Origin of the sequence: Ferrimonas lipolytica, assembly GCF_012295575.1 — a bacterium.
Lineage (GTDB): Bacteria > Pseudomonadota > Gammaproteobacteria > Enterobacterales > Shewanellaceae > Ferrimonas > Ferrimonas lipolytica.
Genome location: NZ_CP051180.1, coordinates 2,859,121 through 2,872,262, shown reverse-complemented (window position 1 = coordinate 2,872,262; position 13,142 = coordinate 2,859,121). Strand labels below are relative to the sequence as shown.

General features: G+C 51.2%; 13 protein-coding genes. 7 read left to right on the top strand and 6 right to left on the bottom strand.

Going from position 1 to position 13,142, the window contains the following annotated elements:
• Positions 1–88 precede the first annotated feature (88 nt).
• Entirely contained in the window at positions 89–886 is a 798-nt protein-coding gene (locus tag HER31_RS13155) for a crotonase/enoyl-CoA hydratase family protein (protein ID WP_168661058.1), read from the top strand.
• 87 nt (positions 887–973) lie between these two features.
• On the opposite strand, the gene rpoD is transcribed toward HER31_RS13155, so the two are convergent.
• From rpoD to rpsU, 4 genes are all read right to left on the bottom strand, one after another.
• Complete coding sequence (rpoD, locus tag HER31_RS13150; RefSeq protein ID WP_202983558.1) at positions 974–2,803, bottom strand: RNA polymerase sigma factor RpoD; 1,830 nt, start codon at positions 2,801–2,803, stop codon at positions 974–976.
• A gap of 105 nt (positions 2,804–2,908) precedes the next feature.
• Positions 2,909–4,693 (bottom strand): DNA primase, encoded by a 1,785-nt coding sequence (dnaG, locus tag HER31_RS13145; RefSeq protein WP_168661054.1) that lies wholly within the window; start codon positions 4,691–4,693, stop codon positions 2,909–2,911.
• A gap of 173 nt (positions 4,694–4,866) precedes the next feature.
• A complete protein-coding gene (locus tag HER31_RS13140; RefSeq protein ID WP_168661052.1) occupies positions 4,867–5,310 on the bottom strand; it encodes a GatB/YqeY domain-containing protein in 444 nt (147 codons plus the stop codon).
• A 2-nt stretch (positions 5,311–5,312) separates the two neighbouring features.
• The gene (gene rpsU / locus HER31_RS13135) at positions 5,313–5,528 is read right to left on the bottom strand and encodes a 30S ribosomal protein S21 (RefSeq protein WP_168661050.1); all 216 of its coding nucleotides are present in this window, start codon (positions 5,526–5,528) and stop codon (positions 5,313–5,315) included.
• Positions 5,529–5,716: 188 nt separating this feature from the next.
• Between rpsU and tsaD the strand changes: the two genes are divergently transcribed.
• The gene (tsaD, locus tag HER31_RS13130; protein ID WP_168661048.1) at positions 5,717–6,730 is read left to right on the top strand and encodes a tRNA (adenosine(37)-N6)-threonylcarbamoyltransferase complex transferase subunit TsaD; all 1,014 of its coding nucleotides are present in this window, start codon (positions 5,717–5,719) and stop codon (positions 6,728–6,730) included.
• Here the strand turns inward: tsaD and plsY are convergent.
• Entirely contained in the window at positions 6,711–7,328 is a 618-nt protein-coding gene (gene plsY, locus HER31_RS13125) for a glycerol-3-phosphate 1-O-acyltransferase PlsY (RefSeq protein ID WP_275060702.1), read from the bottom strand. The genes tsaD and plsY overlap by 20 nt on opposite strands.
• Positions 7,329–7,455: 127 nt before the next feature.
• Between plsY and folB the strand changes: the two genes are divergently transcribed.
• The 3 genes from folB to HER31_RS13110 are packed head-to-tail and all read left to right on the top strand — an operon-like array spanning position 7,456 to position 9,115.
• Positions 7,456–7,812: a dihydroneopterin aldolase gene (gene folB / locus HER31_RS13120; protein ID WP_168661046.1), complete on the top strand. Its 357-nt coding sequence runs from the start codon at positions 7,456–7,458 to the stop codon at positions 7,810–7,812.
• Positions 7,809–8,309, top strand: a complete 501-nt coding sequence (gene folK, locus HER31_RS13115; RefSeq protein WP_168661044.1) for a 2-amino-4-hydroxy-6-hydroxymethyldihydropteridine diphosphokinase — start codon at positions 7,809–7,811, stop codon at positions 8,307–8,309. The genes folB and folK overlap by 4 nt, the downstream gene beginning before the upstream one ends.
• Positions 8,310–8,320: 11 nt before the next feature.
• Entirely contained in the window at positions 8,321–9,115 is a 795-nt protein-coding gene (locus HER31_RS13110; protein ID WP_168661042.1) for an undecaprenyl-diphosphate phosphatase, read from the top strand.
• 53 nt (positions 9,116–9,168) lie between these two features.
• Here the strand turns inward: HER31_RS13110 and HER31_RS13105 are convergent, their stop codons facing one another.
• Positions 9,169–10,398 (bottom strand): multifunctional CCA addition/repair protein, encoded by a 1,230-nt coding sequence (locus HER31_RS13105; protein WP_168661040.1) that lies wholly within the window; start codon positions 10,396–10,398, stop codon positions 9,169–9,171.
• Positions 10,399–10,562: 164 nt separating this feature from the next.
• Here HER31_RS13105 and HER31_RS13100 point away from each other — a divergent pair, with 164 nt between their 5' ends.
• Together HER31_RS13100 and HER31_RS13095 are read left to right on the top strand one after the other, a co-directional pair.
• Complete coding sequence (locus HER31_RS13100) at positions 10,563–12,137, top strand: ExeA family protein (RefSeq protein ID WP_168661038.1); 1,575 nt, start codon at positions 10,563–10,565, stop codon at positions 12,135–12,137.
• On the top strand, positions 12,137–13,138 hold the full coding sequence (locus HER31_RS13095; RefSeq protein WP_168661036.1) for a general secretion pathway protein GspB: 1,002 nt from the start codon (positions 12,137–12,139) through the stop codon (positions 13,136–13,138). Before HER31_RS13100 ends, HER31_RS13095 begins: the two co-directional genes overlap by 1 nt.
• Positions 13,139–13,142: the final 4 nt, after the last annotated feature.

The following is a 13,142-nucleotide window of genomic DNA, read 5'->3' as shown; positions in this document are numbered from 1 at the left end:
AGTGCCAATTTTATTCTATTTCAAATTCAATCGGTTGTCATGAATAGTCGCGATTGTTACTGTGCAAAAAGCAATCAAGGAGAGATGCATGGAACAGCGAATAGAGTGTGAAATTATCGACTCAGTGGCGGTAGTAACTCTGCAGCGCCCAGATAAGCATAATGCGCTAGATATGGCGATGTTTAAAGCGATAATTGCGGTACAAAAGCGTCTTGCTAAACAACATGAACTACGCGGCGTGATCCTAACTGGAGCTGGTGTCGATTTTTGTACTGGCATCGATGTTAAATCGCTACTTAGTGATGCCAAGCAAGCTGCGAAACTATTGTGGAAGTGGTGGCCCGGCCAAGCGAACATGGCGCAACGGGTGAGTACAGGTTGGCGCGATTTACCGGTACCAGTGATGGCAGTATTGCACGGTAAGGTCTGGGGGGGGGGCTTACAGATTGCTCTTGGTGCCGATTTTCGCTATGGCCAACCCGATTGTACCCTGTCAGTGATGGAAGGGCGCTGGGGGTTATTACCCGATATGGGCGGCAACTTGGCCATGCGCGAACAGATGAACCAAGATCAAGCGTTGTGGCTGGCCATGAGTGCCGATGTTATTGATGCGGAACAAGCAAAAGCACAGGGGTTGCTAACAGAGTTGTGTGACGACCCAATGGCTTTAGCACAACAAAAGATGGCTGAGTTGCTGCAACGTTCTCCTGATGCGCTGGCGGCCACCAAACGCCTCTATCGTCGTCATGGCGTACCTAAATCGGGACGTATGCTCGCAGCTGAAACCTTCAGCCAATGGCGGTTGGTGCTGGGTAAGAACCAGCGTATCGCTGTTGCCAAGCAACAGGGTAAAGAGCGTGATTACCTGCCAAGGCAGTCTTGGTAGTAAAACCGATATAAAAATGCCCAGCTAGTGCTGGGCATTTTTTTGTTGAACTCACCTTAGCCAATGATGTGGCTAATGCTCAGACGATTATTCGTCTAGGAAGCTCTTCAGGATTTCAGAGCGAGATGGGTGGCGTAGCTTACGCAGTGCCTTCGCTTCAATCTGACGAATACGCTCACGGGTTACGTCGAACTGTTTACCAACCTCTTCCAAGGTGTGGTCAGTGTTCATCTCGATACCAAAACGCATCCGCAGAACCTTCGCTTCACGAGCGGTCAGACCTGCCAATACTTCGTTAGTGGCCATTTTCAGGCTTTCCGAGGTGGCGGAGTCTACCGGTTGTGCCAAGGTAGTATCTTCGATGAAGTCACCTAAGTGAGAATCTTCATCATCACCAATTGGCGTCTCCATGGAGATTGGCTCTTTGGCGATTTTCAGTACTTTGCGGATCTTATCTTCAGGCATCAACATACGTTCTGCCAACTCTTCAGGAGTTGGTTCACGGCCCATTTCTTGCAACATTTGGCGCGAGATACGGTTCAGTTTGTTGATGGTTTCGATCATGTGTACCGGAATACGAATGGTACGAGCTTGATCGGCAATGGAGCGAGTGATCGCCTGACGAATCCACCAAGTGGCGTAGGTCGAGAACTTGTAACCACGACGGTATTCAAACTTATCTACCGCCTTCATCAAGCCGATGTTACCTTCCTGAATCAAATCCAAGAACTGCAAACCACGGTTGGTGTACTTCTTCGCGATAGAGATAACCAAACGTAAGTTGGCTTCAACCATCTCTTTCTTAGCGCGGCGAGCTTTCGCCTCACCAATAGACATACGACGGTTGATGTCTTTGATCTTGGAGATAGAAAGACCGGTTTCGCCTTGAATCACTTCCAGTTTGGCAACGCTGCGTTGCAGGTCGGTACGACATGCAGTCAGTGCGGCACTGTATGATTTGCCAGCGGCAATTTCAGCGTCCAACCATGTTTCGTTAGCTTCGTTACCAGCAAAAACTTTCATGAAGTTTTTCTTTGGCATCTTAGCTTGTTCAACACAGGTCTTCATGATCAGACGTTCTTGTACGCGAACGCGATCCATCATGGAACGCATAGAGCGAACCAGACCGTCAAACTGCTTCGGGATCAGGCGGAACTCTTTGAACAGCTCAGACAGTTTAGTAACGATCATCGCTACTTCAAGGGAGTCAGAACCGTGCTCAGCCATCGCAGTCATTGCCAGAGAGTAGTGCTCACGCAGGGCGTCGAACTTCTCTTTAGCTTGCTCAGGGCATGGGCCGGTGTTGCCTTCTTCTTCTTCCTCGTCGTCTTCCTCACTGTCGTCGTCTTCGTCGTCAAGCTCTTCTTGAGGTAACTCGGAACCGACGTGAGTCGCCGTAGGTGCTTCGTCTTCTTCGGTAATGAATCCAGAGATGATATCAGTTAGGCGGATCTCTTCAGCGACGTAACGATCCCATTGCTCCAGCAAGTAGCTGATAGCGGCAGGGTACTCGGCGATTGAACATTGCACCTGGTTGATGCCATCTTCAATGCGCTTCGCGATTACGATTTCGCCTTCACGAGTTAGTAGCTCTACTGTACCCATTTCACGCATGTACATGCGGACCGGATCAGTGGTGCGACCAAGTTCACCTTCGACACTAGCCAGTGCGGCTGCGGCAGCTTCAGCTGCATCTTCGTCGGTGTTGTCTTCCGACATCATGAGTTCGTCTTTATCCGGAGCGGATTCAAAGACTTGGATACCCATGTCGTTAATCATCTGGATAATATCTTCGATCTGGTCAGAATCGACCATATCGGCCGGCAGGTGATCGTTCACCTCGGCGTAAGTCAGATAGCCCTGTTCTTTGCCTTTGGCGACCAGGAGCTTAAGTTGTGACTGCGGAGTTTGATCCATTGATATCATCCACTTAAGGTTAAAAACTGAGGTTGAGCGATCGATGACGCACAAACGCCATAGTATAACGATGTTCGTTACATGCCGCTAGCCTTTGCCGAATATCTAAGCGCTTACCAACTCTTTTGTGAGCCACTGCAGTTGTCGAAGTTCGTCCTTAGTTATGGACCCGTCTCGAGCTTTTTGATTCAGTGTCTCGAACATTTGTTCTAAGAAGCGTTGATTAAGCCAACTTAAGCAGTCGGTGAATTCGCTGCCGAGGTTTTCCTCAACAGCAAGCTTTTGGCCCATTAATTTGCGCAACACCCCGTGCTCGGGGCGCTCGCGGAACCGTTCCAACAGTTGGGCCGTTGTTAATGGCTGTTGGCGGCAGAACTCCAGCATCTCGCTTAGTAACGCGACGCCGTTGAGATTTAGGTGTGCTAGCGCGGTTTGTCGCTGCAACTGATGTCCTAACTGCGGTTGATGTAACAGCAGTGTGATTGCGTGCCGTAATGGCGTACCGCGACCCTTGGATGTCTTTTTTAGTGCCAGCTGAGCAGGCTTAGCTTCTCGTTTGAGGAACTGCTCCAGCTTGTGATCGTGCCACGACAGCACCTGAGCTAAGCGGTTGGCGAAGGCGAGGCGAAGATCTTCGTCATTCACTTTGTTGATCAAATCACGAGTCAGCTTGGCTAAATGGCCTTTGCCCTCTTCGTTACTTAGATCCGCTTGCTTGGTCAACTGGCTGAACAGGTAGTCAGACAAACTGCTGGCGTTACTAATACGCTGTTCGAAGGCTTCTTGGCCCTCTTGGCGCACTAACGTATCGGGGTCTTCACCGTCAGGTAAGAACATAAATTTTAGTGCAGTTCCGCTACGAAGCAGTGGAAGTGCTGTTTCCAGTGCGCGCCAGGCGGCCTCTCGGCCGGCGCGGTCGCCGTCGTAACAGCAAACCACTTCGCTTTTGGCGGTACGGATCAACGCTTGGATATGTTCGGCAGTTGTTGCTGTGCCTAATGAGGCAACCGCATAATCAATGCCGTGTTGCGCTAGCGCAACCACATCCATGTAGCCCTCAACCACCAATACCCGTTCTGGGTTGCGGCTGGCTTGGCGTACTTCATAAAGGCCGTAGAGTTCGTGTCCCTTATGGAAAATCGGGGTTTCCGGCGAGTTTAGGTATTTAGGCGTATCGTCGCCCATTACTCGGCCACCAAAGCCTACTACGCGACCACGGCGATCGTGGATCGGAAACATTAGCCGGTCACGAAAGCGGTCGTAGCGCTTACCGTCCTCTTTCTCGATCACCATGCCGCAATCGGTGAGTAGCTTTTGGCCACTGTTGTTGCCGCGCTGCTGCCCTAGCAGGTTATCCCAGCCAGGAGGAGCAAAACCGATGCCGAATTTGCTTACGATCGACTCATCGAGGCCACGGCTGCGGATGTAATCGATAACACGCTGTTTTTCCGGGTGTTGCCGTAACGCTTGTTGAAAATACTGTGCTGACCACTGCATCAGGCTGTAATGATCAGTAAATTTGGCACTGTTACTCGGTGGCGCGGAACGAGGCGCATTGCCGCCGGAACCATTAGAACTGTAGTTCGATTGTTCGCGAACCACTTCTAGACCAGCTTGGCTGGCGAGCTCTTCTACTGCGTCGGGAAACTCGAGGCGGTCGTACTCCATAATGAAGTCGATGGCATTGCCATGGGCGCCACAACCAAAGCAGTGGTAGAACTGTTTGTCTTGGGCAACCGTAAACGAGGGGCTTTTCTCGTTATGGAAAGGGCAGCAAGCGTTGTAGTTACGCCCAGCCTTTTTCAGTTTCACTCGGCCATCGATCAACTCAACGATGTCGACTCGCGCCAACAGTTGATCAATAAATTCTCTTGGAATGCGACCTGCCACGTGAAGCGTTGCCCTCAAGCGAGTTTGTTGAAATACATATGACACTATTAATTTAGCAGTACTGAACGATATCAGTTACTTGTAATTAATAAGGGCATATATACTAGGTTAATAGCACAAACAAACAAGCCGTGCATTAGGCACGGCTTGTTGCTGTGATCGGGCTAGATCAATTACGCCAGTTGAGCTTTTAAAATTTTGCTCACCACGGCCATATCAGCACGCCCTTGAACCTGGCTTTGCAGCAGGCCCATCACTCTACCCATATCCTTCATCGAGCTGACACCGCTGTCGGCTACAGCTTTACTGATCAGGGCCTCCAGTTCCGCTTCGGTCAGCTGTTGTGGCAAGAATTCTTGCAGTACAACAACTTCAGCAGCTTCAGCGTCCGCCAAGTCTTGACGACCTGCATCTTCGTACTGCTTGATAGCGTCCCGACGTTGTTTCACCAATTTGGTAATCAACTTAATCGTTTCCGCATCATCCGGAGTGGTTTGGGTGTCTACTTCAATCTGCTTTACAGCAGCAAGAGCCATACGAATAGTACCCAAGCGCGGCTTATCTTTAGCGCGCATGGCTACTTTCATAGCATCTTTAAGTTGCTCGACTAATGTCATGATTAGTACAGGCGAACGCGACGTGCGTTTTCGCGAGCCAGTTTCTTAGCTTGACGCTTAGAAGCTGCAGCCTTTGCACGCTTACGTACAGTAGTAGGCTTCTCGTAGTGCTCACGACGACGAACTTCAGACAGGATACCTGCCTTTTCACAGGAACGCTTGAAACGACGCAGTGCTACGTCGAAGGGCTCATTTTCACGAACTTTAATTACCGGCATCTGCCTCTTACCTCGAAAAATATTTCGGTTACATCGGGCTGGTCAATCTTTGAGCAGCCTCAATTCAAAATGGTGCGAAATTCTACTCCGATTACCCCACGGTTGTAAAGTCTGGTTGTGGAGTACTGGCTACTGAAGTTTAGCGGCGGTAGAATTGCACCACTTTTATTACTAATAGAGACCCGTGCATGCGCATTTTAGGCATCGAAACTTCGTGCGATGAAACCGGTATTGCCATCTACGACGATGCAAAGGGATTGCTGTCAGAAACCCTTTATAGCCAAGTAAAATTGCATGCTGACTACGGAGGGGTAGTACCAGAGTTGGCTTCTCGCGACCATGTTCGCAAGATTATACCACTAATTAAGCAGGCAATCGCAGCGGCTGGCTTAACTAAAGATGATATCGATGGTGTCGCCTACACCGCAGGTCCTGGTTTAGTTGGGGCGTTGATGGTTGGCGCTTGTGCTGGCCGTGCGTTAGCGTTTGCTTGGGGCAAACCGGCAATTGCGGTTAATCATATGGAAGGACACCTGCTGGCGCCGATGCTGGAAGATACACCGCCGTCGTTTCCGTTTATCGCTCTGCTGGTCTCTGGTGGCCATACTCAGTTGGTGCAAGTTGATGGCATCGGCCAATACCAATTACTGGGGGAGTCGATTGATGATGCCGCCGGCGAAGCCTTCGATAAAACCGCCAAGCTGATGGGCCTGGATTACCCCGGTGGCCCGTTGTTGTCGAAATTGGCAGAGGAGGGACAAACTGGTCGTTATAAGTTCCCACGGCCAATGTGTGATCGCCCTGGCCTCGACTTCAGCTTTTCTGGCTTAAAAACGTTTGCGGCTAACACTATTGCTGCTGAACCCGAAGAGGCCAAAGCGGATATTGCGCGCGCCTTTGAAGACGCAGTAGTCGATACCCTTGCTATTAAGTGTCGTCGAGCATTTGAACAAACGGGCATCAACCGTTTAGTGGTTGCTGGTGGTGTGAGCGCCAACCGCCACCTGCGCAAGCAGTTAGCGGAGGTGATGAGTAAGCGTGGTGGTGAGGTGTTCTACCCTCGCCCGGAATTTTGTACCGATAACGGCGCCATGATCGCTTTTGCCGGGATGCAGCGGTTGTTGGCTGGTGAAGCACAAGGCTTAAGCGTTAAAACGACGCCACGATGGCCGCTGGATCAGCTTACGGTTCCGGGGCAGTAGTTCGTTTGGTACCGAGCTTAGGCTCGGTACCTTTATACAAACGAATAAAATTATCGCGATGACGCCATAGGATCAGTGCGATTAGCACCGATACAGAACCGGTGTATTGTGCTTTAAAGAAGAAGGTAAACAGCGGTGCTAAACCGCAGCTAATAATCGCAGCCAGTGATGAATAGCGGGTGATCAACGCGACCACCAGCCAAGTAATTGCCAGAGCAAGTAACAACTCCCACCCAATCGGAGCAATTGCGCCCAGTGCGGTTGCGACCCCTTTACCACCATCAAATCCGAAAAATATTGGGTAGATATGCCCAAGCGTAGCGGCGACGCCAATGGCGGCTAATGCCCAAGGTGACAACCCCAGAAAGTAACAGCCCCATACAGGGATGGTGCCTTTAAGAATATCGCACAGCAGCACCAGTATGGCCGGTAATTTGCCTCCTAACCGCAGTACATTGGTTGCGCCTGGGTTGCCTGAGCCGGAATGACGCGGATCCGGTAGCCGAAATACCCGACAGATCAATACAGCGCTTGATATGGAACCCAACAAATAGGCAGCAATGGCCATAGTAAAGGTAAGAAGTAGAGGGCTATCCAATGTTTTTCCTAGGTTGTTTAGGCTATTATCCTTCGCCCACAGGTTGCCGAATTAGATCGGCATATCACTAAGTTTAGGGTATCGAACCCGTAGTCGGAGCGCCAGTATATCCCGGTGCCAAAAACAGATGACTGACACAGTATTTATTAAAGCTCTCGATTGCCAAGCGGTGATAGGGGTATTCGATTGGGAAAAGCAGATTCGCCAGCAGCTTCTGTTGGATCTCACCATCGGTTGGAACAACCGCCCAGCGGCGGCCACTGACGATTACCAACATGCGCTCTGTTACGACACCGTTGCCAAGCAGGTCACTGCATTAGTGCAGGACCAACCACATGAGTTGGTGGAAACCGTAGCTGAAAAAGTGGCGGCACTTATCCTTACCGAATTTAACGCCCCTTGGGTACGGGTAACCGTGAACAAGCCTGGTGCGGTTGCTAACGCCAGCACCGTCGGGGTGGAGATTGAGCGGAGTCGCGCATGACCCGGATATTTATTAGTTTAGGTTCCAATATTGATGCGCATCGCCACATCAGTAATGGCCTTAATGATCTCACCGCGACCTTAGATAATGTAGTTATCTCGACGGTCTACGAAAGTGAAGCGGTCGGTTTTGAAGGTGATAACTTCCTAAACCTAGTGGCACAAGCAGACACCAATTTACCGATTGCCGAGGTGGTGGCGCTGTTTAAGCGGATTGAGCAAGCCCATGGGCGGATTCTTGGGGCGAAGAAGTTTGCGCCGCGAACCTTAGATCTGGATCTGCTGCTCTATGGCGATGTTTGCGTCAAGGAGCCGGTTGAACTGCCCCGAGCTGAGATCTTCCATAACGCCTTTGTGCTGTTGCCACTGCAAGAGCTATGGCCAGAGGGAGTGATCCCTGGCAGCAGTAAAAATTTACAACAGCTGTGGCAACAGTATCCGCAGCACAGTCAAAAACTGTGGCCGATCGCATTCGCTTGGCCTAATTCAGAAAGTTAACGGGGTAGTTCGTGGATTTAATGCAAACCGTTCTGCTGGCATTGCTGCAGGGCTTCACCGAGTTTTTGCCGATCTCTAGCTCGGCTCACCTTATTTTGCCAGCGCAAATGTTGGATTGGCCGGATCAAGGGGCTGCGTTTGATGTGGCAGTTCACTTCGGTACCTTAATGGCAGTGGTGTGGTACTTCCGTGATGATATCGGTCGATTGTGGCTGGCTTGGGTGGCATCCGTTAAAGGCAATCACAGTGCCGACGGTAATCTCGCCTGGTATATTGCACTTGGTACCGTACCTGCAGTTATTGCCGGATTATTGTTCAATGACATTATCTCGACTGAGTTGCGATCGACAACGGTGATTGCCTCAACAACGGTGATTTTCGGTTTGGCGCTATGGTACGCCGATGCCAGCGCGACCGAGCGTAAACAGATAACCGATGTAACTTGGAAAATCGCCTTACTGATTGGTATTGCTCAAGCGGTCGCGTTGATCCCTGGGACTTCCCGTTCAGGTATCACCATTACTATGGCATTGCTGCTTGGCTTAAGTCGGGACAGCGCAGCACGGTTCTCGTTTCTGCTATCGGTGCCAATCATTGTTGCTGCCAGTGGTAAGAAGGCACTCGATTTAGCTGGTGAAACTGTGCCGGTTGATTGGCTCGCGATGGGGGTTGGGGTGGCGCTGGCCTTTGCTTCTGCCTATGCCTGTATCTATCTGTTTCTAAAGGCTATTAGTCGCATGGGCATGTTGCCGTTTGTGATCTACCGTTTGGCCTTAGGGGCGGTGTTGTTTGCCTTCTTCGTTTAGGGGCAACTTTAGAGTTTAAATGACAGGGCAGCCAATTGGCTGCCCTGTTGGGTTTACACCCTATAGTTTTGCTTGAATTCTGTGAGCGCGGCTAAGCGACGTACGCTCATCTCATCGCGAATTTGAGGCCCTTTGAAACCAGCGGCTATTACTTGTTGTACTGATACCGCATTGGCGCAGCTGATTGCTTCGAGTAGATAGGCTTCGCTGGGGTAATTACTGCGCTGTTTATCTGGGCGCCCTTGGACATCAAGGCGGCAGCCTTGCAGAATTAAGCTAAAGCGATCCCCTTTACGCCAAGCATCGATCTTATCAAACAACTTGAGAATGGTAGCGGGCTTGAGTTCGAGGGCTCGGTGAATATTGAGGTGTTGCTCGCAGACAAGTAGCGCCAAATCACGCCACTCGTTGGGTAATCTTAACCGTTGGCATAGAGCTTTCAACGGCTTAATACCGGCGCGCTCATGGCCAATATGACGTGGCCATTCGCTTTCAGGGGTTAAACCTTTACCTAAATCGTGGGTTAATACTGCAAAACGGACTGAGCCAGTTGCCTGTTCGGCACTGCTCAGTTGCAGTGCGAGCATGGTGTGCTCGAACGCATCGAGGCCACCGTGCCATTGAGTTGGTTGCGTCACGCCAACAAGGCTATCGATTTCAGGAAACAGTACCTTGAGGGCACCACAACGTTGCAGCAATTGAAAATAGATGTGAGGGTTTGCCTCACCTAAGGCGCGTTCGGTCTCTTGCCAAACGCGTTCGGCACTAAGGTGCTCAAGCTCACCGCTGTTAGTTAGTTGCTGCATCAAGCTGAGGGTTGCTGGCGCTACGGTAAAACCAAGGTGATGCAAGCGTGCTGCAAATCGAGCCACTCGCAGAACCCGTAACGGATCTTCGGCAAAGGCTGGGGATATGTGGCGCAGTATTCGTGCCTCGATATCGGCTTGGCCGTTATAGGGATCGTGTAAGTTACCGCTGCTGTCTTGAGCGATGGCATTGATGGTTAGGTCGCGTCGGAGCAGATCTTGCTCAAGAGTAACGGTCGGTGCTGCGTCAAAGTCAAAGCCGCCGTAACCGTATCCGGTTTTGCGCTCGGTGCGGGCGAGGGCGTACTCCTCTTTAGTATGGGGGTGCAAAAACACCGGGAAGCTTTTGCCTACCTGAGTGTAGCCTTGCGCAATCATCTGCTCGGCACTGGCACCAACCACGAGGTGATCCTTATCTTTTACCTGCAAGCCGAGCAACTGATCTCGTACTGCGCCACCGACCAAATAAATTTCCAACCTGATTGTTCCTTTTCGACGTATCTATGATCCCAGACGCACGAAATGTTGCAGCGGGACTCAATATTTAGTGAGCTTGGTACCAGTATACCAATGGCGCCTTTTGACAAGCTATGGTGATCACCGTACCTTGGCTGAAGTTAACTTTCAGCGCAGTGTTGCCCATGTACAAAGGATTTTATGGACTGAATGAAAGTCCGTTTTCCATCGCCCCAAACCCCGCCTTCTTATTTCTCAGTGATCGCCACCGCGAGGCACTGGCGCACCTAACCTATGGTCTAGGTGAAAATGGCGGCTTTGTCCTGTTGACCGGCGAAGTAGGGACCGGTAAAACCACCGTATCTCGAACCCTATTTGCACAGTTACCTGACGATACCGATCTGGCCTTTATCCTGAACCCGGCATTGACTCAATTGGAGCTGCTGGCGACGGTATGTGATCAGCTTAAGTTGAGTTATCAACCAGAGCCAACTCTCAAACAGCTAACCGATAAGATTGCCGATTTCTTATTAGAAAACCATAAGAATGGGCGTAAAACCTTGTTGGTTATTGATGAGGCTCAGCACCTTGATGCCGATGTGTTAGAGCAGTTGCGCTTGCTGACCAACCTAGAAACCGACACACGTAAGTTGCTGCAGGTTATCTTGATTGGCCAGCCAGAGTTGCAGGCGTTATTGCGTCGTCAAGAGCTACGCCAGCTAGCGCAACGGATCACCGCTCGATATCACCTGTTGCCACTAAACCTTGATGAGGTTGCGGCGTATGTTAGCCATCGCTTGCATGTTGCTGGGCGCTCACAACCGCTGTTTAGGCGCAGTGCTATTAAAGCCCTGCATCAAGTCAGTGGCGGGGTGCCGCGGATCATTAACCTCATCTGCGAACGAGCCTTGATGGGAGGCTATGGTCAACAGAAGGCGCAACTTGCGGGTGTCGACATTGATGCGGCGGCGGCGGAAGTACTCGACCGACCACAAGCGAAACGTGTCCCTTGGGGCTTAGGCGTAGCGACCATTGCCGCAGCGGGGTTAGGCTTTGCGTTGGCCTATGGTTGGCAACCGTCGATGTCGCAGCCATCGTCTACTGCGGCTGTTGTCCCAGTTGCGGAGGTAACGCCGCCTATAACGGTAGCGGCACCAAAGCCGAGTGTTGATCTGGCCAGTTTTCCGAGCAGTGAGCTGTCGTCACTGCAAGCGCTGTTTCATCGTTGGCAACAGCCAGTACCGGCAACAGAGCCGTGCCGTTATGCCGCTGATTTTGGTTTGAGCTGCCTCAGTGACAATGGCAGTTGGCAACAGCTGCTACAACTTAATCGACCAGCGATGGTGACTATCAGCGATGATAGCGGCCAAATCCGCTATGGCGCGGTGCTGAGCAAAGAGCCTGAGCGTTGGTTGCTACAGTTAGGTGACCAGCAGCTGTGGGTACAACACGATTGGTTTGCGTTGCACTATCAAGGTCGATTTACCCTGTTGTGGCAACCGACTGAGGCATTACCGCGCTTGATCAGTCCAAGCGCGTCATTGGCGCAAATTCAGTGGTTAGAGAACCGGTTAGCGCAAGTGCAGCAGCGTAGTGCTCGTTTAGTCGCGAGCTTTGATAGTCAGTTAGAACGGGCATTGCGACAGTTTCAGTTAACTCAAGGGTTGAACGCCGATGGCCTTGCTGGCCGACAAACCTTAGAGCGTCTTAGTTTGCTGCTAGCTAATGTTGGTCCAACGCTTGTGCAGGAGAATCGATAATGTCGATGTTACTTGATGCGGTGCAAAGGCAGCGTCAGTCTGAACTGAATCACGACCCTGCCTTGGCAGCGATGCTACCGCGGCAAAAACCAAAGCGACAGCTACCCTGGACGTGGTTGCTACCACCGGCCGCGTTAGCTATTGGGGCGGCAGCGGGGTGGTTGTGGGCGCCAATGACAACAACTACTCCCCCCTTGAATGTACCTGCAAGCACAGCGGTGCGAGCCATTGAGCCGACGTTGGCAGCCTCAGTCGAGGCGGCAGCCGCAAACCAGTTTGAGTTAGCGCAGCGCATTGTTATGCCGTTGCCTGTTGATTTAGCTGCGCAGCGAATCACTGTAACACCTTCGATACCGGTTGCTGTTGTAGCTCAGCAACCGACTCAGTTTAATACTGCACCGCTGGAGCAAAAGCCAACAAATCAGTCTAAAGCGGTGACTGAAGAAGCTGTTGCAGAGCCAGTCAATAACGATCTGTTGGCTGCCTTAGAGCAAGCGCTGGCTGATGTTGGTGAGGAGCCGTTTGAGTCGCAACTATCTGCGCAGCACGGGCAGATGGAACGGTTGGAGCAAGAACTGACGGCAGCGGTTGAGGTAAATGCTGATGACGAACAGATAGTCATTCCCGTCGAGCCAGAAGGTAAATACGATGCAGCGGAAGACTCACTCGATAGCCTATCCCCAGATATGCAGGTAGCGCTGGAACAAGCGTTACAAAAAGTGGGGATTGAGGCGAGCGCTCCTAAAGCGGGTGAACCGATGGTGATCCCTAAGCTAGGTCAGATGCCGTGGTCGTTTCAAAAGAATCTGCCCGATCTTGATGTGACGGCTCATGTTTATGCTTCTGACGCCAGTAAGAGCTGGTTACGTGCAAACGGACAAGAGCTGCAAGAGGGGGACGAAGCGGCTCCGGGGTTGAAAGTAAAACAGATCCTCCCTAATGAGATTGTGTTGGAGATGGATAACCAAGTGTTCCGCATTCCGGCACTGGGCAGCATCTAGTTGA

Coding starts and splice junctions, on each gene's coding strand:
- rpsU (WP_168661050.1), bottom strand. CDS start 5,528: ATGCCGGTAATTAAAGTTCGTGAAAATGAGCCCTTCGACGTAGCACTG.
- HER31_RS13095 (WP_168661036.1), top strand. CDS start 12,137: ATGTCGATGTTACTTGATGCGGTGCAAAGGCAGCGTCAGTCTGAACTG.
- rpoD (WP_202983558.1), bottom strand. CDS start 2,803: ATGGATCAAACTCCGCAGTCACAACTTAAGCTCCTGGTCGCCAAAGGC.
- HER31_RS13155 (WP_168661058.1), top strand. CDS start 89: ATGGAACAGCGAATAGAGTGTGAAATTATCGACTCAGTGGCGGTAGTA.
- HER31_RS13140 (WP_168661052.1), bottom strand. CDS start 5,310: ATGACATTAGTCGAGCAACTTAAAGATGCTATGAAAGTAGCCATGCGC.
- folB (WP_168661046.1), top strand. CDS start 7,456: ATGACTGACACAGTATTTATTAAAGCTCTCGATTGCCAAGCGGTGATA.
- folK (WP_168661044.1), top strand. CDS start 7,809: ATGACCCGGATATTTATTAGTTTAGGTTCCAATATTGATGCGCATCGC.
- tsaD (WP_168661048.1), top strand. CDS start 5,717: ATGCGCATTTTAGGCATCGAAACTTCGTGCGATGAAACCGGTATTGCC.
- HER31_RS13100 (WP_168661038.1), top strand. CDS start 10,563: ATGTACAAAGGATTTTATGGACTGAATGAAAGTCCGTTTTCCATCGCC.